Origin of the sequence: Deinococcus aestuarii (assembly GCF_018863415.1) — a bacterium.
Lineage (GTDB): Bacteria > Deinococcota > Deinococci > Deinococcales > Deinococcaceae > Deinococcus > Deinococcus aestuarii.
Genome location: NZ_JAHKSN010000008.1, coordinates 42369 through 65816, shown reverse-complemented (window position 1 = coordinate 65816; position 23448 = coordinate 42369). Strand labels below are relative to the sequence as shown.

The 23448-nt window shown below is 70.2% G+C and carries 21 protein-coding genes; 9 read left to right on the top strand and 12 right to left on the bottom strand.

From position 1 onward, the window contains the following. Positions 1-153: 153 nt before the first annotated feature. The 4 genes from IC605_RS11675 to IC605_RS11660 are packed head-to-tail and all read right to left on the bottom strand — an operon-like array spanning position 154 to position 4076. A complete protein-coding gene (locus IC605_RS11675) occupies positions 154-1662 on the bottom strand; it encodes a dihydrolipoamide acetyltransferase family protein (protein ID WP_216323764.1) in 1509 nt (502 codons plus the stop codon). Positions 1663-1695: 33 nt separating this feature from the next. Then, positions 1696-1929: a hypothetical protein gene (locus IC605_RS11670; protein ID WP_216323760.1), complete on the bottom strand. Its 234-nt coding sequence runs from the start codon at positions 1927-1929 to the stop codon at positions 1696-1698. Positions 1930-1944: 15 nt separating this feature from the next. Next, the gene (locus IC605_RS11665) at positions 1945-2970 is read right to left on the bottom strand and encodes an alpha-ketoacid dehydrogenase subunit beta (RefSeq protein ID WP_216323757.1); all 1026 of its coding nucleotides are present in this window, start codon (positions 2968-2970) and stop codon (positions 1945-1947) included. Further along, a complete protein-coding gene (locus IC605_RS11660; RefSeq protein ID WP_216323754.1) occupies positions 2967-4076 on the bottom strand; it encodes a thiamine pyrophosphate-dependent dehydrogenase E1 component subunit alpha in 1110 nt (369 codons plus the stop codon). Before IC605_RS11660 ends, IC605_RS11665 begins: the two co-directional genes overlap by 4 nt. 193 nt (positions 4077-4269) lie before the next feature. On the opposite strand from IC605_RS11660, the gene mnmG reads away from it, so the two are divergent. The 4 genes from mnmG to IC605_RS11635 all read left to right on the top strand — a co-directional run bounded on the left by mnmG (position 4270) and on the right by IC605_RS11635 (position 8797). Beyond that, positions 4270-6075 (top strand): tRNA uridine-5-carboxymethylaminomethyl(34) synthesis enzyme MnmG, encoded by a 1806-nt coding sequence (mnmG, locus tag IC605_RS11655; RefSeq protein WP_216323751.1) that lies wholly within the window; start codon positions 4270-4272, stop codon positions 6073-6075. 412 nt (positions 6076-6487) lie between these two features. Further along, entirely contained in the window at positions 6488-7222 is a 735-nt protein-coding gene (gene rsmG / locus IC605_RS11645; RefSeq protein WP_216323747.1) for a 16S rRNA (guanine(527)-N(7))-methyltransferase RsmG, read from the top strand. Then, positions 7219-7968, top strand: a complete 750-nt coding sequence (locus IC605_RS11640; protein WP_216323744.1) for a ParA family protein — start codon at positions 7219-7221, stop codon at positions 7966-7968. Before rsmG ends, IC605_RS11640 begins: the two co-directional genes overlap by 4 nt. Then, positions 7952-8797, top strand: a complete 846-nt coding sequence (locus IC605_RS11635) for a ParB/RepB/Spo0J family partition protein (RefSeq protein WP_216323741.1) — start codon at positions 7952-7954, stop codon at positions 8795-8797. Before IC605_RS11640 ends, IC605_RS11635 begins: the two co-directional genes overlap by 17 nt. 60 nt (positions 8798-8857) lie before the next feature. On the opposite strand, the gene IC605_RS11630 is transcribed toward IC605_RS11635, so the two are convergent. The 3 genes from IC605_RS11630 to IC605_RS11620 all read right to left on the bottom strand — a co-directional run bounded on the left by IC605_RS11630 (position 8858) and on the right by IC605_RS11620 (position 12007). Beyond that, complete coding sequence (locus IC605_RS11630) at positions 8858-10231, bottom strand: VanW family protein (protein WP_216323738.1); 1374 nt, start codon at positions 10229-10231, stop codon at positions 8858-8860. A gap of 74 nt (positions 10232-10305) precedes the next feature. After that, positions 10306-11316, bottom strand: a complete 1011-nt coding sequence (locus tag IC605_RS11625; RefSeq protein ID WP_216323735.1) for a YpdA family putative bacillithiol disulfide reductase — start codon at positions 11314-11316, stop codon at positions 10306-10308. A gap of 58 nt (positions 11317-11374) precedes the next feature. Further along, entirely contained in the window at positions 11375-12007 is a 633-nt protein-coding gene (locus IC605_RS11620; protein ID WP_216323732.1) for a winged helix-turn-helix domain-containing protein, read from the bottom strand. A 73-nt stretch (positions 12008-12080) separates the two neighbouring features. On the opposite strand from IC605_RS11620, the gene IC605_RS11615 reads away from it, so the two are divergent. Next, positions 12081-13322, top strand: a complete 1242-nt coding sequence (locus IC605_RS11615; protein WP_216323729.1) for an MFS transporter — start codon at positions 12081-12083, stop codon at positions 13320-13322. Positions 13323-13375: 53 nt separating this feature from the next. Here IC605_RS11615 and IC605_RS11610 read toward each other — a convergent pair whose 3' ends face one another. Beyond that, positions 13376-14608: an MFS transporter gene (locus IC605_RS11610; protein ID WP_216323726.1), complete on the bottom strand. Its 1233-nt coding sequence runs from the start codon at positions 14606-14608 to the stop codon at positions 13376-13378. Between the two features lie 53 nt (positions 14609-14661). Then, entirely contained in the window at positions 14662-15528 is an 867-nt protein-coding gene (locus IC605_RS11605) for an AraC family transcriptional regulator (protein ID WP_216323723.1), read from the bottom strand. Positions 15529-15656: 128 nt separating this feature from the next. Here IC605_RS11605 and fumC point away from each other — a divergent pair, with 128 nt between their 5' ends. Beyond that, positions 15657-17066 carry a class II fumarate hydratase gene (fumC, locus tag IC605_RS11600; RefSeq protein ID WP_216323720.1) on the top strand — a complete coding sequence of 470 codons (1410 nt, stop codon included), beginning with the start codon at positions 15657-15659 and terminating at the stop codon, positions 17064-17066. 204 nt (positions 17067-17270) lie between these two features. Here fumC and IC605_RS11595 read toward each other — a convergent pair whose 3' ends face one another. The 3 genes from IC605_RS11595 to IC605_RS11585 all read right to left on the bottom strand — a co-directional run bounded on the left by IC605_RS11595 (position 17271) and on the right by IC605_RS11585 (position 20206). Then, positions 17271-17879 (bottom strand): uracil-DNA glycosylase, encoded by a 609-nt coding sequence (locus IC605_RS11595; RefSeq protein ID WP_216323717.1) that lies wholly within the window; start codon positions 17877-17879, stop codon positions 17271-17273. Positions 17880-17990: 111 nt separating this feature from the next. Further along, entirely contained in the window at positions 17991-18197 is a 207-nt protein-coding gene (locus tag IC605_RS11590) for a hypothetical protein (RefSeq protein WP_102127191.1), read from the bottom strand. Positions 18198-18337: 140 nt separating this feature from the next. Then, on the bottom strand, positions 18338-20206 hold the full coding sequence (locus tag IC605_RS11585) for an acetate--CoA ligase (protein ID WP_216323714.1): 1869 nt from the start codon (positions 20204-20206) through the stop codon (positions 18338-18340). A 267-nt stretch (positions 20207-20473) separates the two neighbouring features. Between IC605_RS11585 and ddrC the strand changes: the two genes are divergently transcribed. From ddrC to IC605_RS11570, 3 genes are all read left to right on the top strand, one after another. Continuing rightward, positions 20474-21172: a DNA damage response protein DdrC gene (ddrC, locus tag IC605_RS11580; RefSeq protein WP_216323711.1), complete on the top strand. Its 699-nt coding sequence runs from the start codon at positions 20474-20476 to the stop codon at positions 21170-21172. 104 nt (positions 21173-21276) lie between these two features. Beyond that, on the top strand, positions 21277-22332 hold the full coding sequence (locus tag IC605_RS11575; RefSeq protein ID WP_216323708.1) for an LptF/LptG family permease: 1056 nt from the start codon (positions 21277-21279) through the stop codon (positions 22330-22332). Further along, positions 22329-23447: an LptF/LptG family permease gene (locus tag IC605_RS11570; RefSeq protein WP_343216588.1), complete on the top strand. Its 1119-nt coding sequence runs from the start codon at positions 22329-22331 to the stop codon at positions 23445-23447. The genes IC605_RS11575 and IC605_RS11570 overlap by 4 nt, the downstream gene beginning before the upstream one ends. Position 23448: the final 1 nt, after the last annotated feature.

The window sequence follows — 23448 nt, the reverse complement described above, 5'->3', positions numbered from 1 at the left end:
ATCCGGGGCACACAACTTAAGTTGCACCCGTGACCAGCCATCCTAGACCTCCAAGCTGACGCCCCTTTGACCGCCCCTTGATGGGGAATTTAAGCAGTCGAAAAGCGGCCAACCCAGGCAGGCTGACCGCTGAGAGCTGGCGGCTGATCGCCCCTAAATCGCCTCCAGCAGCAGCCGATCCGGGTTTTCGAGCAGCCGGATGACCTCCTTGCAAAAGCGCGCCGCCTCGGCCCCGTCCACCAGCCGGTGGTCGAAGCTCAGCGAGAGGTACATCATGTGGGCCACGACAATCTCGCCCTGCTCGTTCACGATGGGCCGCTTCTGGATGGAGTGGACGCCCAGGATCGCCGCGTCGGGCATGTTGATGATCGGGAAGGAGAACAGCGCCCCGATGGAGCCGATGTTCGTCACGCTGAAGGTGCTCCCCGCCATGTCGTCGGGTGTGAGCTTCCCCGCCTGTGCCCGCGCGGCGAGGTCCGCGACCTGCCCGGCCAGCTCGAAGACGCTTTTCGTGGTCACGTCGCGCAGCACGGGCACGGTCAGACCCGCCTCGGTGGCGACCGCCATGCCGAGGTTGTAGTACCGCTTCAGGACGATCTCGCCCGTCGCCTCGTCGTACGAGCAATTCAGGCTGGGGTACTTGCGCAGCGCCGCCGCCACCGCCTTGAAGATGAAGGGCAGGTAGCTGAGCTTCACGCCCGCCGCCTGCGCCTCATCCTTCACGCGCGAGCGGAGTTCGACCAGTTTGCTCAGGTTCACCTCGTCCACCGTGAGGGTGCGGACGGTATAGAGGTGGCTCGCCTGCATCTGGTTGGAGATGGCCCGGCGCATTCCCCGCAGCGGCACCCGCTCTTCGAGGTGCTCGTATCCCTTGGGCGTGCGGTATAGGGGCGGCGGCACGGGCAGGCCACCTCCACCCTTGGCGGCGGGAGCGGGGGCTGGTGAGGCAGGCGCGGGAGAGGGGGCGGCGGGAGGGGTGGCCGCCGGGGCCTCCTCCACCGGGGCGGCCTGCGCGTGGGCGCTCACGTCCTCCATCCGGACCCGCCCGTTCGGCCCGCTGCCGCGCACCTGCGCGAGGTCCACCCCGAGTTCGCGGGCGAGCCGACGCGCGGCGGGGACGGCGGGAACCCGGCCCACGGTCTGAGCGGGGGCCAGAGCCTGGGCGGGGGGGCTGAGGGTGGCCGTGCCCCCGCCCCGCGTCCCCAAGCCCTGAACCGTGACCGTCTCGTTCGAGGCAAAGGCCTTGAAGAGGCTCGCGTCGTCGTCCGCGCTGGCGGCGATCTGCCCCGTCTCGACGATGCTGCCCCCACCGCTTTCCACGGCGGCGTCCCCCGCCATCTGGGTCCGCTCTTCCTCGGCCTGGAGGGGCAGGTCGGCCCTGGCCTCCGGGACCGACGGGGAGGGCGCGCGCTCCCCTCCCCTCTCCGCCGCCTCGTCGATCAGGGCGATGGCGGCGTGGACGGCGACCACATCGCCCTCCTTCGCCAGCCTCTTGCTGAGCACGCCCGCGACGGGGCTGGGGAGTTCGACGGTCACCTTGTCGGTCATGACCTCGCACAGGGGTTGTTCGAGGGCCACGCTCTCGCCCTCGCCCACCAGCCACTTCAGGATTTCGCCCTCGACCACGCTCTCGGCGAGTTCGGGCAGCAGCACTTCTTTCACTAGGAACCTCGGTTTGGGTGTGGTGGGTCGGTGTCAGCGCAGGAAGAACATGCGGGCCACGCCGTAGAGCATCAGCCCCGCCCCCAGGACCTGAATCCAGCGCTCCCCCCGGGCGTAGACCCAGGCACTCACCCCCAGGGCCACGAACATCGCCCCGACGAGGAGGTGCGGCCAGGGCTCGGGTGCCCGGTGGACGAGCGGGTACACGCCGAAGCCGATGGCGAGCCCGAGGAGGCCGAGTAGGGGGCGCAGGAGGTCCGGTTTCATCCCTTGACCCTACGGCTAGAAGTTGAGGGTCTTCACGCACGCCGCCGCGATGCGGTTGGCGCCGGGAAGGTAGATGCGGTCTTGGACGTACGGGTAGGGCGTGTCGAACCCCGCGACCTGCGACACGGGCGCGAGGAGCCGGTCGAACAGCGCCTCCTGAATCACGTACGCGACCTCCCCCATGAAGTTCGCGGTGCGCGGCGCCTCGCTGACGAGAACCGCCCGCCCGGTCTTCTCCACGCTGGTGAGCACGAGGTCGCGGTCCCAGGGCACCAGCGAGCGCAGGTCGATCACCTCCGCCTCTACCCCCTCTTTGGACAGGGCCTGTGCGGCCTTCTCCACGTCGGGCATCACGCCGCCGTAGCCGATCAGGGTGAGGTCCCGACCTTCCCGGCGGACGGCCCCCCGGCCCAGCTCGACCGTGTAGTCAGCCGCCGGCACCTCCCCCTTCGCCGCCCGGTACAGCCGCTTGGGCTCGAAGAGGATCACCGGGTCATGGCCCCGGATCGCCGCCTTCAGGAGGCCCTTCGCGTCGTAAGGGGTGCTCGGCATCACCACCTTCAGGCCCGGCGTGTGCGTGTAGTACGCCTCCGGGCTCTGGCTGTGGTGGTGCCCGCCCTTCACGCCGCCGCCCGAGGGGGTGCGGATGACCAGGGGCGCGGTGAACTGTCCGCCCGAGCGGTAACGGATCTTCGCCGCCTGGCTGACGATCTGGTCGAAGCCCGGCCCCATGTAGTCCGCGAACTGGATCTCGGCGACGGGCCGCATCCCACGCACGGCCATCCCGACCGCCGCGCCCACGATGCTCGCCTCGCTGAGGGGGGTGTCGAAGACCCGGCGCTCGCCGAACTCGGCTTGTAAGCCCGCCGTCGCCAGGAAGACGCCGCCCCGCGCCGCCACGTCCTGCCCGAAGACGACGACGCGCTCGTCACGGGAGAGTTCTTCCCGCAGGGCCTCGGTCACGGCCTGGATCAGGGTGAGGGTGCGCGGTCCCTGCGTGCCGCCCCCCTGGGCCGTGGGCCTGGATTCGGTGGCCGTCATGCCTGCCCTCCCGTCTGTTCGGCGCGCAAGGAGGCGGCCTGCTCGCGCAGGTGGACGGGCAGGTCGGCGTACACGTCCTCGAACATGATCCGCCAGTCGGGCTGCCCGCTCGCCTCGGCCTGCCGCACGGCCTCGTCCACCTCGCGGTGGGTGGCGGCGATCAGCCCCGCGCGTTCCTCGGCGCTCACCGGGTGGCCGAGGTGCTCCAGCAGCCCCTCGACCCGGGTGATGGGGTCACGTCCGGTCCAGAGCGCCACCTCCTCGCGGGTGCGGTAGTTCTTCTCGGCGTCGGCGTCCGCGTTCGAGTGCGAACCTACCCGGTAGGTCAGGCACTCGACGAGGGCGGGGCCGCTTCCTTGCCGGATTTCCTGGGCCACGTGCGACATGACCTCCATCACCGCGATGATGTCGTTGCCGTCCACGAGGTAGCCGGGCATCCCGTACGCGCGGGCCTTGACGTGGACGGTCTCGCTCGCCATCTGGCCCCTCAGCGGCGTGCTGATCGCCCACTGGTTGTTCTCGCAGACGAAGAGGCAGGGCGCCGCGTTCACGGCGGCCATGTTCACCCCGGCGTGCCAGTCCCCCTCGCTCGTCGCCCCGTCCCCGAAGGTGCAGACGGTGATCTCGTCCACGCCGAGGTACTTCTGCGCGAGCGCGTTCCCGGCGGCGGGCGGCACCTGCGAGGCGATGGAGGAGCTGATGGAGACGAAGTTCTGCCGCTTGGCCGCGAAATGATGCGGCATCTGGCGGCCCCGGGAGGGGTCGGAGTTGGTGCCGAGGCACTGGCTCACGAGATCGAGCAGCGGCACCCCCAGGGTCAGGCCGAGGGCGTGGTCGCGGTAGTACGGCCACACCCAGTCGTGCCCGACCCGGATCGAGCGGGCGAGGCCGACCTGGGTGGCCTCCATGCCGCGCGATTGGGCGTAGAAGGTGGTGCGCCCCTGCCGCAGCAGGGTGACGAGTTTGCGGTCGAACTCCCGTGCCCGCACCATATCGCGGTGCAGGTCCCGCAACACCCCGGGGGTGAAGCGGGCGGGCAGTTCACGGATTGGCTGGCCGTCGTCGGCGACCCAGCGCAGCGGGTCGGGGGTGAACGGCTGAATCATGGCGGGCCTCCTGAGCGGTGCGGCAGAGGGCCCCACACCGTGAGGTCCCCACCTATCTGTCTAGCAAACGCTCGTTAGGCATTCTAGCGGCTCCGGTCATGAGGCGCAGGTCTCCCCCCGGGAACCGGGCTTTTGTCTACCGTGACCCCGGCCGGAGTGCCCGCCCCTCCCCCGTTGCTACACTCGCGCTGACATGAGCGGCTGGAACGTAATCGTCATCGGTGGGGGACACGCGGGCCTGGAGGCCGCCTGGGCCGCCGCGAAGTTCGCCCGCACGGCGCTGCTCGTCGGCAACCCGGCGACGGTCGGGCGGATGCCCTGCAACCCGGCGGTGGGCGGCCCCGGCAAGAGCCAGCTCGTCTTCGAGGTTCAGGCGCTCGGCGGGTTGATGGGCCGCCTCGCCGACGAGACGGCCATCCACACCCGCGTCTTGAACGCGAGCAAGGGGCCCGCCGTGCAATCCCTGCGGGTGCAGAACGAGCGCGACGCCTACGCCGAACGGGCACAGGACGTGATCCTGGGCCACCCCGAACTTGACGTGGTGCGCGGTGAGGCCGCCGACCTGGAGCCGGACGGACGCGGCGGCTGGTTTGTCGTCACGACCGATGGCCGCCGTCTTGCCGCCCGCAGCGTGGTGGTCGCGGCGGGCACCTTCATGCGAGCGGTCACCTGGTACGGCCGCCACTCCCGCCCCGAGGGCCGCCAGGGCGAACCGCCCTCCCGTTTCCTGAGTGGGCCGCTCGCCCGCGCGGGGCACGTCCTCAAGCGGTACAAGACCGGCACCCCGCCCCGCGTCCGCGCCGACTCGGTGCGCTTCGCCGAACTGCTGGAGATTCCCGCCGATCCCCAGCCGCGCGGCTTCACCGGGCGACCCGGCCCCCGCGCCGCCGAGTCTCCCACCTGGCAGACCCACACCACCGCCCAGACGCACCGCCTGATCGGTGAGAACCTCCACGAGTCCCCCATGTACGCTGGGGACATCGAGGGCCTGGGTCCGCGCTACTGCCCGAGCATCGAGGACAAGGTGGTGCGTTTCGCCCACCACGACCGTCACCTTCTCTTCGTGGAGCCCGACGGGGTGCAGACGAGTGAGGTGTACCTTCAAGGCTTCAGCTCCAGCCTGCCGCCACGCCTTCAGGACGAGCTCGTCCGCACGTTGCCGGGCTTCGAGGCGGCCGTCATCCAGCGCTACGCTTACGCGGTCGAGTACGACGTGGTGGACTCCACCGAGCTGACCCTCAACCTCGAATCTCGCCGCCTCCCCGGCATCTTCACCGCGGGCCAGATCAACGGCACGAGCGGCTACGAGGAGGCGGCGGCGCAGGGTCTGGTGGCGGGGACGGCGGCGGCCCGCCGGGCGCTGGGGCTGGAGGGGTGTCAGATTTCACGTGAAACGGGGTATCTCGGCGTCCTCCTTGACGACCTCGTGTTCAAGGGCAGCGACGAGCCCTACCGGATGATGACGAGCCGGGTCGAACACCGCCTGATCGTGCGCCAGGACAATGCCGACGAGCGCCTGACCGATCTGGGCTTCGACCTCGGTCTGGTGGAGGAGGCGAGGCGTGCCGCCGTGCGTGAAAAGTATTCCCGAGTGGCCGAAGGCATCCGTGCCCTCCAGAGCCAGCGTCTCCAGGGCCAGACCGCCGATGCCTGGCTGCGCCGCCCCGAGTTCACGCTCAGCGATATCGAGGCGCTGGGCGCGGCGTTGCCTGCCCTGACCCCGGAGGAACGTGAGGCCTTAGAAATCAGGGTCAAGTACGCGGGCTATATCGAGCGTGCCGGGCGCCAACTCGCCGCCGAGTCCCGGGCGCGGGAGGTCAGCCTGAGCGGCGTTGATTTCTCCCGGGTCCCCGCCCTGTCGAACGAGGCGCGCGAGAAGCTCACGCGTGCTCGCCCCTCGACGGTGGATCAGGCGGCACGTGTTCCCGGTGTGCGCCACGCCGACGTGAGCGCCCTGCTCGTCCACGTGAAGCGGGGCGGCGTTTCACGGGAAACCTGACGGTGAAACAACCTGGCACCGTTCCGTGTGCGGGTGGTTGACGCCCCTTCCGTTTCACGGGAAACTTGACGGTGAAACAAGAAGGGAGGGTTGAAGCTGTCCGGGTTTGAGGAAGGCGTGTTGCTGGGCGTGCTGATCGGTGAGGGGCACTTCGGCGGTGACGGGAAGCAGCCACACGTCACGGTGAGGATGCATACCCGCCATGAGCGGCTGTTCGGGCGACTGCTGGAGTGGTGCCCGGGCTCGCGCCTCTACGGGCCGTACGCGCATGGCGGGCGCAGCTACTTTCAGTGGATGGCGCGGGGGAGGTTTTGCGGGGACGGCTGGTGCCCCTGCTCGACCGCCTGCCGTTGGAGGAGATCGACGGACACGTGTTCGAGCGGTATCAGGCGATGAAAGAAAAGTACGGTCTATGACTCCTGAAGGAAGACGATTTTTGCTGAACGCGGCGGCAGAACTGGACCTCGACCTTTCCCCACAGGCTGAGTTGTTCGGGCGCCTGCTTGACCTGCTCGTCGCGGGGGCGGATCAGGTCAACCTCACCTCGCTGAGAAACGAGCGCGACATCATCCTCAAACATTTCGTGGACTCGCTGACCTGCCTGCGGGGCGGGTGGCTCGACGGCGAGTGGAGCGTTCTCGACCTGGGAACGGGCGCCGGGTTTCCGGCCCTGCCCCTCGCCATCGTGCGCCCGGAGCTGAGGGTCACGGCGATGGACGCGACCCGCAAGAAAGTCGAGTTCGTGGGCCGCACGGCGCGGGACCTCGGGCTGGCGAACGTGGAGCCTCTGACGGGCCGGGCGGAGACCCTGGGCCGCCAACCGGGACGGCGCGAGGGGTACGACCGGGTGGTCACGCGGGCGGTGGCGGCGTTGCCCATCCTCGCCGAGTTGGCCTTGCCCTTCCTCCCGGTCGGCGGCCTGCTCGTTGCCCAGAAGGGGGCGCTCGGTCCCGAGGAGCTGGAGGCGGGCACCCGGGCGGCGGCGGAGGTCGGGGGTGAGGTGAGGGCGGTGGAGCCCTTCGCGCTGCCCGTGCTGGGGGACGCGCGGACGCTGGTGGTGGTCGAGAAGGTGGCGCCCACGCCCGAACGCTACCCGCGCCGTGAGGGCGTACCGAACAAGCAGCCGTTATTCTGGAAGGCGACGTGAAGATCCTCGGAGTCGTGAACCAGAAGGGCGGGGTGGGGAAGACCACCACCGCCATCAATCTCGCCGCGTATCTGGCGGCGGGAGGACGCCGGGTGCTGCTCCTCGACATGGACCCCCAGGGCAACGCCTCCAGCGGCCTCGGCCTGCGCGGGCAGGAGCGCGGCCTGTACGAGGCCCTGGACGAACCCGGACGCGTCCCGGAGCTGATCCAGCCCTCCGGTCAGCCGGGCCTCGACGTGCTGCCCGCCACCCCGGACCTCGCGGGTGCGGGGGTCGAACTCGCGGGCGACCCGGAGGCCCTGACCCGGCTGCTCGCCCGGGTGGAGGGCTACGACCTCGTGCTGATCGACGCGCCGCCCAGCCTGGGGCCGCTCACGGTCAACGTCCTTGCCGCCGCCGACGCCCTGCTGATCCCCCTCCAGGCCGAGTATTTCGCGCTGGAGGGGCTGGCGGGCCTGATGGAGACGGTGGAGCGGGTGCGCGGCGGCCTGAACCCGAGGCTGAGGGTCCTCGGGGTGGCGATCACGATGTTCGACGGGCGCACGAACCTCGGGCAGGAGGTCGAGACGATGGTGCGCCAGCATTTCGGCGAACTCGTCTTCTGGTCGGTCGTGCCCCGCAACGTGCGGCTCTCCGAGGCGCCGAGCTTCGCCAAGCCCATCAACGCCTTCGCGCCCCTGTCGAGCGGGGCGGCGGCGTACAAGCGGCTCGCCGAGGAGGTGATGCAGCGTGTCGAAAAAATCTAGCGGTCTGGGACGCGGCCTCGATGCCCTGCTCGGCAAGCCGCAGCCTGCCGCTGGCGAGCCGGGACCGGCGGTGCAGACCGTCCGGGTCGAGAAGATCGTGCAGGCGGCCTACCAGCCCCGGCAGGTCTTCGGGCCCGAGGCGCTGGCGGAACTCGCGGGCAGCATTCGGGAAAAGGGCGTGCTGCAACCCCTCCTCGTGCGCCCGCGCGGCGACGGCTTCGAGATCGTGGCGGGCGAGCGGCGCTGGCGGGCCTCGCAACTTGCCGGGCTGAGTGAGGTTCCGGTCATCGTCCGCGACCTCGGGGACCGCGAGGCGCTGGAGATCGCCGTGGTCGAGAACCTTCAGCGCGAGGACCTCGGCCCGCTGGAGGAGGCGCGGGCTTATCAGGCCCTGCTCGACCAGGGGCTCAACCAGGAGGGGGTGGCGCAGGCGGTCGGCAAGGGCCGCTCCACCATCTCGAACGCCCTGCGGCTGCTCACCCTGCCGGAGGCGGCCCTGCGCGCCCTCGACACCGGGGAGATCACCGCCGGGCACGCCCGCGCCGTCCTCGCCCAGCCAGAGGCCGACCGCGCCTGGGCCCTCGACCAGATTCGCACCCGCCGCCTGAGCGTGCGCGAGGCGGAGGCGCTGAAGAGGGAGCCGAAAACCGCCTCCCCCATTCAAGTCAACCCGCCCCGCCCCTACCGTCAGGTCGAACTCGACCTCAGCCGCCGCACGGGCACCAAGGTCCGCATCACGGGCGAGGACCGAGGGAAGGTGGAGCTCAATTACGCCTCACGCGAGGAACTCGACCGCATCCTCGACCTGCTCGGGTACGCCTCGGAGTAGGCCGAAAAAGGAGGCGGGGGAGAGCCGCCCGACTCTCCCCCGCCTTCCTGTCCTGTCCGCTCAGCCCCGCGTGCCGACGAGGAAGATGTTCGGCCAGGGCCGGTAGGTACTCTTCAAGGTGTCCTGCCGGACGGTCTGCCCGCCCCGAATGAACTTGCGGGTGACCTCCATCACGGCGCCGGGGGCGGCCCAGTCGACCTGCTTGCGTTGCCCGGCGGCCAGGCTGGCGTCGCGGATCACCCGGTCGGCGGGGGCGGGCGTGCTCTTCAGGACGCGCGGGGTGCCGACCTCCACCGTGAAATCGCGCGCCTTGCCGAAGACGTGAACCGCGAGGCGGGCCTCCTCGTCGTTCCACTCGCTCTGGAACCACAGCGCGCCGCCCGTGTCGTTGGCGAACTTGAGGTCGAGGAAGGGCTGGTAGATCGTGGCGTCGAGACCCTGCGGCTCGTAGTAGTGGACCTGATAGGAGTGGTTCTGGCGCTCCAGCACGGGCAGGCCCGCGTTGTAGAGGGTGCGGAACACGGTCGTGCTGACCTGGCAGATGCCGCCGCCCAGCCCGCTCGCGGTGCGCTCCCCGGCGATGACGAGCCCGGGCACGAAGCCCCCTTTCGCGCTAACCGGCCCGACGATCTGGTTGAAGGAGACGACCCTGTTCTCGATCAGGCGGTCACGGAAACGCACGGCGCCGACGTGGATGTTGGTCACCCGCTCGGGGCTGCTGCCGTAGTAGTTCGTCTCGCCCGTGCCGAGGTGGGCGGTGATCCCGCGTGACAGGAAGTAGTCGAGCGTCCGCTTGGGCGCGGTCTGTCCCGTCACCACGACGTTCGCCTTTACCCCACGCGGGTCCTTGAGGGCGGCGAGGACGTTCTCGCGCGTCCTGGCCTCGTCCACCGTCAGGCCGTTGCGCTGAACGACCGCCCAGCCGTCCCACTCGTTCTCGAAGCGCGCGTCCTGCGGCTGGCGGGGCAACTCGGCCAGGAAGCGGCGCAGGTCGGCCTCCAGGCTCGCCGTGATCTTGCCGCGCGCCCGCAACTCCGCCACACGGGGCCCAGGCAGCGTGAGCGTGCGGCTGAAGGGCACCGTCGTCTTCTTGCCGTCCACGAGCGCAGGCCACTGCGCCTGCACCGTGATCAGCAGCGGCGCCGACAGGGCCGGGGCGGCGGGCGGCGTCACCGTCGGCGCGGGGGCCGGAACGGGGGCGGGTTGCGGAGCCGGGACGGGCGCCGGGGGCTGGACCGGGGCCACGGGCGCGGGCGTCGGCGGGGTGGGCACCGGGGCCGGGGTGGGGGCGGGCAGGGGTGCCGGAACCGTCGTCGGCGCGGAGGGCGGGGCAGACGGGAGAGGCAGCGCCGGGATGTCGAGGCTCGTCTGGGCCGACGCTCCGGCCAGCAGCACGCTCACGAGGACGGCGGCGCTCCTAGAAAACAGGGCCATGACGCGAAGTATCTCACGGCCCTCGCCGCCAAACGTGACCACCGGCTGAGGACGGGGGAGGGGAGAGGTGGCCCTCAGCGGGCCAGCGCGGCGGGCTCGCGCACGTCCCCGAGCTGTCGGACGATCTCAGCGACCGCCGCCACCGCGTGATGCCGCCCGTTCTCGATGAAGACCTGATTCGTCTTCCCCGCGAAGCCCGCCGAGCCGACCACGAAGAGGCCGGGGACGCTGCTCTCGTAGTGCTCGCTGAGCACCAGGCACTCGTCGGGCTGGGTGGCGAGGTTCAGGCCCGCCAGGAAGGAGAGGTCGGGGCGGTAGCCCGTCAGCGCGAAGGTGAAGTGGGTGGGCAGCCGGAAGGTCGTGCCGTCCTGCCACTGCACGAGGACGTGATCGGGGTGAATCTCGACGACCCGCGAGTTGAAGTGCGCGGCGATGCTGCCTTCCTTGATGCGGTTTTCGAGGTCGGGGCGCACCCAATACTTGATCGTGCTCTTGAGTTCGGGCGCCCGCACCACCATCGTCACGTTCGCCCCCCCGCGCCACAGGTCGAGGGCCGCGTCGGCGGCGGAGTTGCCCGCCCCGATCACGGTGACGTTCAGGCCCATGAAGGGGTGCGCCTCCGTGTAGTAGTGGCTGACGTTCTCGCTGTCCTCGCCGGGGATGCCGAGGTGGACGGGGTTGTCGTAGTAGCCAGTCGCCACGACCACCCGCCGCGCCTCCACCACCCCCGGCGTGCCGTCCTGCGCCTCGATCTCCAGGGTGAAGCCCGCCGGGGCCGCGTGGACCCGCCCCACCTCCGTGTACTGCCGGACGTTCAACTCCTCGCGCTGGGTGACGAGGCGGTAGTACATCAGGGCGTCGCGGCGGTCGGGCTTGTCGTGGCCCGTCACCATCGGGTGATTGCCGATCTCCAGTTCCGGCGCCGTGGTGAAAAAGGTCATGTAGGTCGGGTACTCGAAGATGGCGTTCACCACGCAGCCCTTTTCGAGGACCACATAGCTCAAACCTGCCCGCTTGCAGGCGATGGCGGCGGCGAGGCCCACCGGCCCGGCCCCCACGATGGCAACGTCGAGGAGTTCACTCATGCCGGATATTGTGTCAGAGGGACGCAAATAAGACGGTGAGCCTATTCGTGACGCCACTTCATCCCACGTCGCCGCGCACGAGCATCAGGGCGACGGTGTGGGTGGGCGCGTCCGGGTCATCCTGGGTCTGGAATTCCTCCATCACGGCCAGGAGCCTGCGCTTGAATTCGCCCGCCTGCTCGCGGGTGAGGCGCAGGCCCCCGATGTTCAGGAGGAAGGGCTCGTCCCCGCCGAACAGTTCGTAGCCCTTCCGGGTGGGCGTGCCCATGCTGAGGTTGCTTCCCTCCTCCCCCTGTTCCAGCCAGAAGCCCCAGCAGTCGTCCAGCTCGCGCAGCAGCCCCACGCCCAGGTGGGTGAACCGCTCCACCCGGGGCAGAATCTGTCCGTCGAGAAAAGCTTCCAGCGTTTCCGCGCCCGTCGCCTCGTAGGGGATGAACCAGCGCGGTGGGACGGCATACCGTTTGACTGGCCGCCCGGTCCGGGGGCAAACTTCGACCACTTCCGCCACACCCGCCCTTTCCAGCTTGCCGACGAGGTAGTGGGCGCGCTGCACCTTCAACCTCAACTCCGACGCCACCTCGCCCACCGAGCGCGGGCTCCGGATCAGCAGGTCCAGCAGCGGGCGCAACCCCACATCGAGCAGGAGGGCGGCCTGCACCCCGTTCGCCACCCTCACGGACTCCCCCGTCATGGTTTCAGCTTAGGAGCTTCCTACTCCAAAGGGCTTATATCCCTTCGAGTAGCGCCTCCCCATACTCGGTCCCATGCACCCGCCGCAGACGCTCTGGAACCGCAACTTCATCCTGTGGCTGCTCGGCTCGGCGGGGTCGCAGCTCGGCGCGGCGCTGGCGTCCATCGCGCTGAGTTTTCTGGTGTTGCACCAGACCGGCTCGGCGGGCCGCATGGCGCAGACGCTGGCCCTGAGCCTCGCGCCCTTCGTGTTGATGCCCTTCGCGGGGGCGCTGGTGGACCGGGTGAACCTGAAGGTGCCCCTGATCGCCGCCAACGTCGTGCGCGGTCTGCTGCAACTCACGGTCGGCGGGTTGAGTCTGGCCTGGGGCGAGGTGCCGTTGTGGGTGGTGAACGGGGCGGCGCTCCTCGCCGGGCTGGCGACCGTCTTTGCCCAGCCTGCCAGCAGCGCGGCGGTGCCGGGCCTGGTGCCGGGGGGCGAACTGGCGCGGGCGAACGGCCTGCTGGGCAGCGTGAATCAGGGCCTGTGGTTGCTGGGCACGCTGGCGGGCGGCTGGGTCGTCTCGCGCTGGTCCCCGGCGCTGGCGATCCTGCTGGACGGCGTGGGCTTTCTGGCCTTCGCGGCGCTGCTGACCGGGGTGCGCCTGCCGCCGCGTCCCGCCGCCGGGCCGGGTGCGGGCGTGCTGGCCGAGGTGCGGGCGGGCCTGCGGCTGATGCGGCGCTCGAAGGTGCTGAGCTTCGTGCCCGTCATCGGCTTCGTGCTGAACGCGGCGCTGGCCCCGGTGACGGTGATCCTGCCCAAGCTGATGGAGACGCTGGGGACGGGCGCGCGGGGCTACGGCGTCTACCTCGCCCTGGAAAGTGCGGGGATGCTGCTGGCCGGGGCCCTGATCGCCGTGCTGGGGCGGAGGTTGCCCCCACGCACGGGCACCGCCGCCGGATTCGTCGTCGTGACCGTGGCCTACGCGGGGATGTGGTGGGCGCCCGTCTTTCCCGCCTTGCTCGCCTGCGCCCTGGTCCTGGGCTTCGGGATCAGCCTGCTCAACACGCCGCTGACCACGCTGATGCAGCAACTGGTCCCCGCCGCCTACCTGGGCCGGGTGTTCGCGGTGCTGGGGGCCGCGTCGTCGCTGGGAATGCCGCTGGCGCTGGCCGCCGTGTCGCCGCTGGTGGACCGGCTGCCCGTGACCCTGTGGTTCGCCCTCTGTGCCGGGATGATGGCCCTGGGAACGCTGGCCTGGGTGGCGGTGGTCCGTGCCGAGCGGGGGACGGCGGGCCCGGACGTGTCCCCGGAAGTGACCTCCGTCCCCTCCTGACCTCCGGCTTGCGATTCGGGAGAGAAGCAGAGGCCGGAGGTCAGGGCAGGCTGCTAGACGCCGGGAATCTCCGAGGAAGGGCGCCCGGCCAGCGGCCTTTGCCCAATCAGCAGCCCCAGCGCCGCCAGCCCCAACGCGGCCACCGTGCCGTAGGTCGCGCCGGGGCCGAGGCGCGAGTAGAGCTGCCCGCCGCCCAGCGGCCCCACCACCTGGGCCAGTGACCCGAACGCCTCGGCCCCGCCCTGCACCTGGCCCTGGGCGTCGGCGGGGGTGGCGATGGAGATCAGGGCGTTTTGCGAGGCCGTGAAAATCCCCTCGCCCACGGCAAAGGCCAGGGTGCTGCCGTACATCAGGGCGGCGTGTGGGAGGGCGGGCAGCAGCGCCAGGCCGATCATCCCGGCGCAGCCCAGCGAGAGGCCCAGCACGGCCACGCCGCGTTCCCCGAGCAGCCGAATCAGATGCGGCAACAAGAACCCCTGCGCCACGATGTCGCTGAGGCCCACCAGGATAAACAGCGTGCTGGCCTGGGACGGCCCCCAACCGAGCGTGTCGCGGCCCAGCAGCGCCACCGTCACCTGCATGATGGACAGCGGCAGGGCGAACAGCACGCTGACCGTGACCAGCCGCCGCACCACCGGGTAGGCCAGGGCGCCGGAGAGTTGCCTCAGGGGGTTGAGGTGCGGGGCGCCGAAGTGCCTGCTGCGCCGGTGGGCGGGCAGGCTTTCCGGCAGCACGAACAGGCCCCACAGGACGTTCAGGAGCGACACGCCCGCCGCCAGGAACATCGGCGCGCTGAGGCTGAGCTGCGAGGCCAGACCGCCCATCGCCGGACCGATGATGAACCCCGCCCCCACCGTCGCGCCGATCTGCCCGAAAACCCTGCCGCGCTCCTCCCCGGGGGTGGTATCGGCCACGGAGCCGAACAGCGCCCCCAGGCCGCCCGCGCACAGCCCGTCGATGACGCGGCCCACGAACAGCATCCCCAGGCTGCCGCCGATGCCGAAGATGACGTAGCCGATGGCCGAACCCACGAGGCTCAGGATCAGCACCGGACGCCGCCCGTAAGCGTCGCTGAGCGCACCCAGCACCGGGGCCGAGAAGAAGGAAACGAAGGCGTAGGCCGCGCCCAGCAGCCCGACCATGGCCGCTTGCTGGGAGACTTGCGGCACGTACCGGGCGACGATGTACGGCAGCACCGGAAACACCAGGCTGATCCCGGTGGCGAAGAGAAAAGCGGTGATCAGCAGGAAGAGGATGGGCGCCTTGTCGGGGGAAGATGCCGTCATGCACCCAGGCTAGAGACGCGGGTGGGGCGCCATCTTGAAGAAACGCGACACGCTCACTTGGGCGCGTCGGCCCCTTTGCCACGGAACACGCCCAGCTCGGCGAGCTGCTCCGGCGTCAACAGATGGGTGGTCCAGCGGTTGGGGTCGAGCTGCACGAATCGTCCGAAGGTGCGCGGCGTCATCTGCGACAGGGCCTTGAATTCCCGGGTCAGGTGCGCCTGATCGGCAAACCCGAGTTCGTAGGCGAGTTGGGCCAGCGAGACGTTCGGGTCGAGCCACAGGCGGTTGTGAAGCTCCTCGAAGCGGATCAGGCGCGAGAGCGTTTTGGCGTTCACGCCGACTTCCGCCACGAAGTGCCGCTCCAGTTGCCGCTGACTGAGATTCAACTCCTCGGCCAGCGTCCCGATCCGTGCCTGTCCCAGACTGTTGTAAAGCTTGCCCGCCGCCCGGACGCCGACCCCCGGTTCGCTGCCCCGCTCCGAGAGCAGGCCCAGCAGCCAGTCTTCCAGGAGGTGTCGCGCCTCGTCCCAGGCGTCCAGCCGCAGCAGGGCGCCCACCGCGCAGGTCATGAGCGGATGGGCGCGGCTCAGGTCCAGCGTGGACAGGCCGAACTCCCAGCCGAACAGTTGCCGGGCCGCCCAGGGGTACATCTCCACGCCCAGCGCCTTGGTGGAACCGATAGACACCGCCCGCAGAGGAGTCAACGTCAGCCCTTCCAGCGAGGCGGCGGGCATCCGCTCCAGCTCGCCGCCCGTGAGCGACCCGCGCCAGGTCGACCCGGCGTAAAAGGTCAGGCGCACCAGCCGCTCCGGCATGAAGCGGTGTTCCTTCTGCCCGGCGCCGTGGTCCTCGTCCACCTGCCAGTAGTCCCGCACCAGATGTCTCAGGCGGGCGTCGGGCAAGAACTCCTGGTAGGCCACCGCCTCACTGTGGCAGAAGTGGCCCGGGGGCGCATCCGCCGTTGGGGCAGATGGAACGTGTCGCCTTTGTTCAAGACAGGGCCGCGCCAGACTTCCCCATCCGTTCCAGACGCCCGTAAACTTGAGTCATGTCCTCCCCGACCCGACCCCAGACCCGCCAGGAATCCGACACGATGGGCACGCTGGACGTGGACGCCAGCCGCCTCTGGGGCGCGCAGACCGAGCGCTCCATCCACAACTTCCCCATCGGACGCGACACCTTCGTCTGGGGCCGCCCGGTCGTCCGCGCCCTCGGCATCCTGAAAAAGGGTGCCGCGCAGGCCAACGCCGAACTGGGCGAGCTGCCGGGGGACGTGGCCGACCTGATCGTCCGCGCCGCCGACGAGGTGATCGCGGGCAAGCTCGACGACCACTTCCCCCTCGTCGTCTTCCAGACCGGCTCGGGCACCCAGAGCAACATGAACGCGAACGAGGTCATTTCAAATCGCGCCATCGAACTCGCGGGCGGCGAACTGGGGAGCAAGAGGCCCGTCCACCCCAACGACCATGTGAACCGGGGCCAGAGCAGCAACGACACCTTCCCGACCGCCATGCACATCGCCGTCGTGCTGGAGCTGAACGAGCGGCTCTACGGCAGCGTGGGCAGGCTGCGCGACACGCTGGCGCGGAAGGCCGAGGAGTACCGGGATCTGGTCAAGGTCGGGCGCACGCACCTTCAGGACGCCACGCCCATCACCCTGGGTCAGGAGATCGGCGGCTGGGTGGCGCAGCTCGACTACGCGCTGGCCGAGGTTCGGCACGCCGAGGGGGGGCTCTACGACCTCGCCATCGGGGGGACGGCGGTCGGGACGGGGCTGAACGCGCACCCCAGCTTCGGCGACCTCGCCGCGAAGAAGTACGAGGCCGAGACGGGCTTTCCCTTCCGCTCCGCCGAGAACAAGTTCGCCGCCCTCTCGGCCCACGACGCCCTGGTGCAGACCTCGGCGGCGCTGCGAACCCTCGCGGGCGCCCTGATGAAGATGGCGAACGACGTGCGCTGGCTGGCGTCGGGGCCCCGCAACGGGATCGGCGAGATCGTCATTCCCGAGAACGAGCCCGGCTCCAGCATCATGCCCGGCAAGGTCAACCCCACCCAGTCCGAGGCGATGACGATGGTGACCACCCGCGTCTTCGGCAACGACGCGACGGTCGCCTTCGCGGGCTCGCAGGGCAACTTCCAGCTCAACGTGTTCAAGCCGGTGATGGTCCACGCCGTGCTGGAGAGCATCCGCCTGATCTCGGACGCCTGCCTCGCCTTCAACGACAACTGCGCGTTGGGCATCGAGCCTGCCTATGAGAAGATCGGGCACAACCTCTCCATCAACCTGATGCAGGTGACGGCCCTGAACAAGCACATCGGCTATGACAAGGCCGCCGCCATCGCCAAGAAGGCCCACAAGGAGGGCACCAGCCTGAAGGCGGCGGCGCTCGCGCTGGGGCACGTGACGGAGGAGCAGTTCGACGAGTGGGTCGTGCCGCTGGAGATGACGCACAGCTAAAGGAACGAGAGGCGAGCTGCCTGCCGAGTTGTAGTGGAGGCGGCTCCTCTCTCGTTCGAGTGAATGAGGGGCTGAGGGAAGAGGGCGAAAAACAGCGTTCCAGCCGGACTCTACGGCTGCTCACCTTGGATTGAGATGCATAGATTTGACTTCCGGCGAATATGACGCTATCTTCTTTCTATCACCGCCAAAGAGGCGGATTTTTTATTGTCCATCTGGTCTGCCTCCGTTGCTCCGAGTGACGCGTCGGGCGTCCAGCAGCGCGAGCAGGGCGGTCCCCGCCTCTTCCCGCCGGGTGTGGAAGTTCTGCGGGCTGGGGTGCGGGCAGGCGAAGGTGGGCAGGCCAGAGCCCACGTGCCCCCACGCCGCCTGTGCGTGCCGTCCGACGAGCACCACGGCCCGCAGCTCCGGCAGCAGGGAGAGCAGGTGCCGGGTCAGCGGCGCGGCCTCGGCGTACTGGGCGCGCACCGGGGCGACGACCCCACCCGCGCTCATCTGCCAGGGCACGGCGTTCCAGACGGCAACCTGCCGACGGGGTAAGCCCGCCAGATGGAGGAGACACGTCAGGTTCTCGGCGGTCGCGTTGGGGTTGTCGAGCGAGACGAAGCCCGTGAGGCTCGCCGTGGGGCCGGGCGATTCGAGGAGCAGGAGGACCCGCGCCCCCACGCCCCCGTCCGCCGGGTCGAAGGAGGGGGTCCACCGCCCGGCGCTGAGGACGTCTACCCAGGCGTTCAGCGGCGCGACGTGGGGGGCAAGGCGCTGGGCCTTGCGGGCCTGCAATACGTCGGGAAGGCCAAGGCTGCGGGTCTGCACGGGTTTCCTTCTACCACCGGGCTGCAAGATTTGACACCGCCTGCATACCGCGCTATCTTCTCCCCATCACCGCCCGAGAGGCGGCTTTTTTATTGCCCTCGTCGCCCAAGGTCATGCCGACCCGCCGCGCCCCTTGGCGGCCTTCCAGGTGCCACCGTAGCGGTACTCGGGATTGTCCTCGGCCTCGGTGCGGCGGCAGGGCGGGCACAGGAAGACCCAGCCCTCCTCCTCGCGGCGCACCACGCGGTACATGACGGGCGAGGGCTGGCCGCAGCGAGCACACGCTTTCTCTCGCTGCCTGTGGGGTTCGGCGGGCATAGGGGCGAGTGTAGGGGCCGCCCCGCGCCCGGCGGTGAGCCCTGGCTTGCGGTCTTCCTGCGAGACGGGGCGATGGGGTCGGCCTGGGCAGAGGGAGGCACCTTGCCCGGGTGACCGGGGCCCCTCGCGCCAGTGCGGCCCTAGCCCTCCAGCGTCGTCAGGTCGCCGGGGTCTTGCCCGAGGGCCTGGGCCCGCAGCAGGCGGCGCATGATCTTGCCGCTGCGGGTCTTGGGGAGGCTGGGAACGACATACACCGCCCCCGGCGCGGCGATGGGTCCGAGTTCGCGCCGCACATGCTCGGTGATGCTCGCGCACAGCCCCGGGCTGTCCTCGTGACCCGCCCGCAGGATGACGTGCGCGACGATGCTCTCGCCCTTGAGGTCGTCGGGAACGCCGATCACCGCCGCCTCCGCCACGGCGGGGTGGGACACCAGCGCGTCCTCCACGTCCGCCGAGCCGATGCGGTGCCCCGCCACGCTGAGCACGTCGTCGGCCCGCCCCAGGATGCTGATGTACCCGTGCTCGTCCCGCAGGGCGAGGTCGCCGCTGAGGTACCCGGCGGGGTTGGCGTTCCACAGCGAGGCGTACTTCTCCGGGTTGCCGTGCAGCCCGCGCAGCATGGAGGGAAAGGGTCGGCGAATCACCAGATGGCCCTGCGTGCCGTCCGGTACGGGCTGCCCGTCCTCGTCCACCACGTCGGCCTCCACGCCCGCCAGGGGCCTTCCCGCGTAACCGGGGCGGGCGGGCCAGCGCGGGTGGGTGCCGAGCGTCGGGGCGCCGAGTTCGGTCTGCCACCAGTTGTCGATGACGACCCCGTGCGCGCCCTCTCCCAGCCCGCCGCCGATGTGCTCCTGCGCCCAGCGCCACGCCTCCGGGTTCAGCGGCTCGCCCGCGCAGGCGATCACCCGCAGGGAGGAGAGGTCGCAGGGCTTCAAGACTCCCTCTCCAAGCTTCATGAACAGACGCAGGGCGGTCGGCGCGGTGAAGAGCACGTCCACCCCGTAGCGCTCGACCGTGCGCCACAGCACGCCGGGGTCGGGGAAGTCGGGCGCCCCCTCGCGGAAGAGGACCGTCGCCCCCGCCACGAGCGGCCCGTAGACGATGTAGCTGTGCCCGACCACCCAGCCGATGTCGCTCGTGCACATGAACACGTCGCCGGGATGCACGTCGAAGAGGGCCCGCAGGTGGTACGCCGTCCCCACCATGTACCCGCCGTGCGCGTGGACGACGCCCTTGGGCTTGCCGGTGCTGCCGCTCGTGTACAACACGAAGAGGGGATGCTCGGCGGGCACGGGAACGGCGGGTGCGCGACCGTGGGTGAAGAGCGATTCCCACGCCACCGTCCGCACGTCGTGTTCCCGCGAGAAGGTCTTGATGCGCTCCCACAGGACGAGGTGCTCGACCTCCGCCAGCTCGGCGACCGCCTCGGCGGCGATGGCATAGAGGTCCACCAGCTTGCCCCGGCGGTGGCCCACGTCGGCGGTGATGACGACCCGCGCCCCGGCGTCCGTGATGCGGTCCCGCAGCGCACTCACGCCCAGCCCCGCGTACACGACGCTGTGGACGGCCCCGATCCGCGCGCAGGCGAGCATGGCGACGCACCCCTCGGGCGTGAGCGGCATATAGATGACGACCCTATCGCCCACCCCGACGCCGAGCGAACGCAGCCCCGCCGCCGCCCGCTCGACCCGCTCGTGGAGCATCCCGTAGGTGAGGACCTGCGCCTCCTCGGACTCGGAGAGCCAGATGAAAGCCGCCCGCGTCCGCTCCTCCCCCCGCGCGTGGCGGTCGAGGGCGCTGAGGGTGATGTTCGTCTCGCCGTCCGCGAACCACCCGTGCTCGGGGCGGTCCCAGGTCAGGCCCGTGGTGGGCTCGCGCGTCCACTCGTAGCCCCGCGCTTCAATCAGCCAGAAGCCGTCGGGGTCGAGGCGGGCGCGGTCGATGTCCGCCTGGGGGTCGGAGCGCAGGCGGGAAAGGACGCTGGGCGGGGTGGGGATGCGGTCGGTCATGGGCGCGTCCTCCTGTGGGAGCCGGGGCGTGGGTTGTGGCTTGAGGCGCAGTGTAAGGCGGGCCCGGCCCTCCCGGCAGCCGTGTTCCCAACGGAGAAACGGTCTCTCTGCAGGAGGCTCCACACAGAATTCGCCTGCAAAATGCGGTGTCCCAAATGACGAGACGGTCTTAAAAACTCTGTCCCACACGACTCAAAGCTTTCGACCTCATCCCGGTCAAGGCCAAGTTTGTTACGTCAAAAACATAATCTGTGCTAAGATATACGCATGAAGTCAGCTCCCATCACCCTGGAATTCGGCACGCAGCGCCTGCCCGCCAGCGCGGACGGGCTGCTGCACGCCGCGTCGGCCCTCTCGACCCTGGGCGTGCCCATGCCCGCCGACTGGACGGCCTTCTCGGAAGAGCACGACCTCACGAGCCCCGAGCGCGACTTCGGGGTGGGGCCCGAGGCGACCCTCAGCGCCGCCGAGTTCGCCGGACTCTCCTTCGCCCTGAGTACCCCCGAGGCGCGGCGCTGGCGCAGGCGGGCCCAGGTCCTGCTCGCGCGCGCGCTGACGGGCGACGTGCGGCTGGCCGCCGAGATCGCCGAGCGCAACGCCAACCCCGAGGCGCGGCGCTGGCTCACCGCCCGGCTGGAGAGCACGGAAGCCCGCCGCACCCTGATGAGCACGGTCGCGCGTCACGGCGGCGAGGGGCGCGTGTACGGCCAGCTCGGCTCGATCAGCAACCGCAGCGTCCTGGGTACCGACTCCGCCACCATCCGCCGGGAGCGGGGCGTCAAGCAGACCCGCGACGGCCTGCGCAGCGAGGAACTGTTGCGGCTCGCCTACCTCGACACCGCCACCGCCCGCGCCATCGCGGGGCGCGGCGCCCAGGGCAACGAGGCGATCCTCCGCCTGCACGAGGAAGTCGCCCGCCGCGAGCGGCACCTGTGGGACCACCCCCTGACTCCCAAGGCGGGCTGAGGTTCCGCTAAGAAGAGGCCCCACCGTCCTCATGGTGGGGCCTCTTTTTCGTCGCCCCGCCCCGTGGTCAACTCCTCAGTTGCCTTTGGGGAACTTCCCCTAGAATGCCGCCCGTGCCCGCCATCCTGATTCGCTCCGTACTGCGCGAGGTGCTGCGGTGGTACGCGGCAGGTCTGGCGCTGTTTCTAATCCTGCAATTGGCGGACCTCCTAAGCACGGTGGCGGGCCTGCTGCTGTCTTATGACGCGGCCCTCGGGGAGGCCATGGCTGCAGTAGGGGCCCTCGCGCCGAACATCCTCAACCGCTCGCTGGTGCTGGCGGTACCCTTCGCGGTGCTGCTCGCTTTCGGGCGGCTCCAGGGCGACAGCGAACTCAAGGCGATGTTCGCGGCGGGCGTGCGGCCCCTGGGTCTGGTGTGGCCCCTCGCGCTGCCCTTCGTCCTTGTCAGCGCGGTCGCGTTCGTGAACGCTGGGTACGTGGTGCCTGCCGGGCAAGCCCGTTGGGACAAGGCGTGGTACCGCATCTTCGGGCAGGTGCCGCCGCCCCCCACCCAGGACAACTACACCTACGCGCCGCCCGGGGCGCTCTTCTACGCGGGCCGGGTCCGCAACGACTCCGGCGGCACGGTCGCCAGGCTCGACGGCGTGCTGGTGCAGCGCGGCGAGGAGACGGTCACCGCCCAGTCGGGCACCTGGGACACGGGCAAGCGCATCTGGACGGTGACGGACGCCTGGGTCACCCGTCCCAGGCAAGACCCCCGGCAGGTGAAGGGGCCGCTCGTCTTCCCGCAGGGGGATACCCTCAGCCCGCCGCAGCCCCCCGCGAACAAGGTGAGCACGCCGGAACTGCGCAAGAGGCTGGGCGCGGCACGGCTCACCTTGGGAGAACGACGCGATTACACCTTCCAGCTCGCCGCCCGGGTGGCCGATCCCCTGACACCCGTGGTGTTCGCGCTCGCGGCGGGGGCGCTGGGGCTGCTGATCCGCAACCGGGCGGCGGCCTTCGCGGCGGTGCTCGTGTTTATCGTGGTGTTCTACGTCGTGTGGACGACCGTGCCGCAACTCGCGCGGGCGGGGGCGCTGGCCCCAACGCTTGGGGCATGGCTGCCCAACCTGCTGTTCCTGCTGTTCGCGAGCTCCCTTGCCTGGAGGCTGCGGTGACGCTCGCTCCCAAGCGGTTCGAGCGCTACGTCCTCACGGAGATCGGGCCCACGCTCGTCGGGGCGCTGGCCGCCGTGATCGTGCTCGTGCTGCTGAGCCTGCTCGAAGACGCCATCGCGCCCCTGCTCGCCAAGGGGGCCAATCCCGTCCTCGTCGCGCGGCTCGTCGCTCTGAACATTCCTGAGGCCCTCGCTACCGCCCTGCCCATCGCCCTGATGTTCGCCGCCCTGCTCGCCCTGTCACGCCTCGCCGCAGACTCGGAGATCAAGGCCGCGCTGGCGGGCGGGGTCCCGGCCTCACGGCTCTTCCGCCCCGTGCTGCTCCTCGCGGCGGGGGTGACGGTGCTGTCCTTCGCCCTCAGCGAGGTCTTCGTCACCCGCGCCAAGGTGCGCGTACAGGGGGTCCAGCGCGAGATCGTGCTCGACAACCCCCGGGTGATCGGGCTGGGCGAGACGGGGCCGGGCGGGAGTGGCCTGGTGCTGCGTGACGCGCTGGGCCGGGCGATCAGCGTGGGGCAGGCGCTCCCGGGTGGTGAGCTGCGCGACCTGCGGATCGTGACCATGCAGACCGGCCTCCCCCCCCGCGAGGTCATCACGGCGCGGCGTGGGCGCCTGAGGCCCGGCAGCAATGTCCTGGAGCTGGAGGACGGGCGGCGGGAGACCTTCCAGGACGCGCGACCCGTCACGGTCATGACCTTCGCGCGGGGCACCCTCCCCGTGCAGGACGTGCAGGCGAGCTTCGAGGGCGGGAGCGCGGCGCTCGACCCCGTCTACCTGCCGATCTCACAACTCGTCCAGCGCACGAACACCTACCGCGAGCAAAACGTCCGCGCGCCCAAGGACTTCACCGCCCTGCACCGCCGTTTCGCCGAACCGCTCGCCGCGCTGGCGCTGGCCTTTTTCGCGGTCAGCCTCGCCGTGTACACCTTCCGCAGCGGGCTCAACCTGGGGCTGGTGTGGGCGCTGCTCCTGAGCTTCGCCTACTACGCCACCTGGAGCGTCTTCCGGGTGATGGGTGAGAACGGGGCCTTGCCGCCGCCCGTGGCCGCCTACGCGCCCGACCTGATCGCGGTGCTGGCGGGCCTGCTGCTGTTGTGGCGGGCGGGGCGTCGGTGAG

What these genes read in the sequence shown, in the direction of transcription:
- IC605_RS11630 (WP_216323738.1), bottom strand. Translation starts at nt 10,231, where the DNA reads ATGGCCCTGTTTTCTAGGAGCGCCGCCGTCCTCGTGAGCGTGCTGCTG.
- IC605_RS11575 (WP_216323708.1), top strand. Translation starts at nt 21,277, where the DNA reads ATGCCGCCCGTGCCCGCCATCCTGATTCGCTCCGTACTGCGCGAGGTG.
- IC605_RS11585 (WP_216323714.1), bottom strand. Translation starts at nt 20,206, where the DNA reads ATGACCGACCGCATCCCCACCCCGCCCAGCGTCCTTTCCCGCCTGCGC.
- IC605_RS11590 (WP_102127191.1), bottom strand. Translation starts at nt 18,197, where the DNA reads ATGCCCGCCGAACCCCACAGGCAGCGAGAGAAAGCGTGTGCTCGCTGC.
- IC605_RS11625 (WP_216323735.1), bottom strand. Translation starts at nt 11,316, where the DNA reads ATGAGTGAACTCCTCGACGTTGCCATCGTGGGGGCCGGGCCGGTGGGC.
- IC605_RS11610 (WP_216323726.1), bottom strand. Translation starts at nt 14,608, where the DNA reads ATGACGGCATCTTCCCCCGACAAGGCGCCCATCCTCTTCCTGCTGATC.
- mnmG (WP_216323751.1), top strand. Translation starts at nt 4,270, where the DNA reads ATGAGCGGCTGGAACGTAATCGTCATCGGTGGGGGACACGCGGGCCTG.
- fumC (WP_216323720.1), top strand. Translation starts at nt 15,657, where the DNA reads ATGTCCTCCCCGACCCGACCCCAGACCCGCCAGGAATCCGACACGATG.
- rsmG (WP_216323747.1), top strand. Translation starts at nt 6,488, where the DNA reads ATGACTCCTGAAGGAAGACGATTTTTGCTGAACGCGGCGGCAGAACTG.
- IC605_RS11620 (WP_216323732.1), bottom strand. Translation starts at nt 12,007, where the DNA reads ATGACGGGGGAGTCCGTGAGGGTGGCGAACGGGGTGCAGGCCGCCCTC.
- ddrC (WP_216323711.1), top strand. Translation starts at nt 20,474, where the DNA reads ATGAAGTCAGCTCCCATCACCCTGGAATTCGGCACGCAGCGCCTGCCC.
- IC605_RS11660 (WP_216323754.1), bottom strand. Translation starts at nt 4,076, where the DNA reads ATGATTCAGCCGTTCACCCCCGACCCGCTGCGCTGGGTCGCCGACGAC.
- IC605_RS11615 (WP_216323729.1), top strand. Translation starts at nt 12,081, where the DNA reads ATGCACCCGCCGCAGACGCTCTGGAACCGCAACTTCATCCTGTGGCTG.
- IC605_RS11670 (WP_216323760.1), bottom strand. Translation starts at nt 1,929, where the DNA reads ATGAAACCGGACCTCCTGCGCCCCCTACTCGGCCTCCTCGGGCTCGCC.
- IC605_RS11665 (WP_216323757.1), bottom strand. Translation starts at nt 2,970, where the DNA reads ATGACGGCCACCGAATCCAGGCCCACGGCCCAGGGGGGCGGCACGCAG.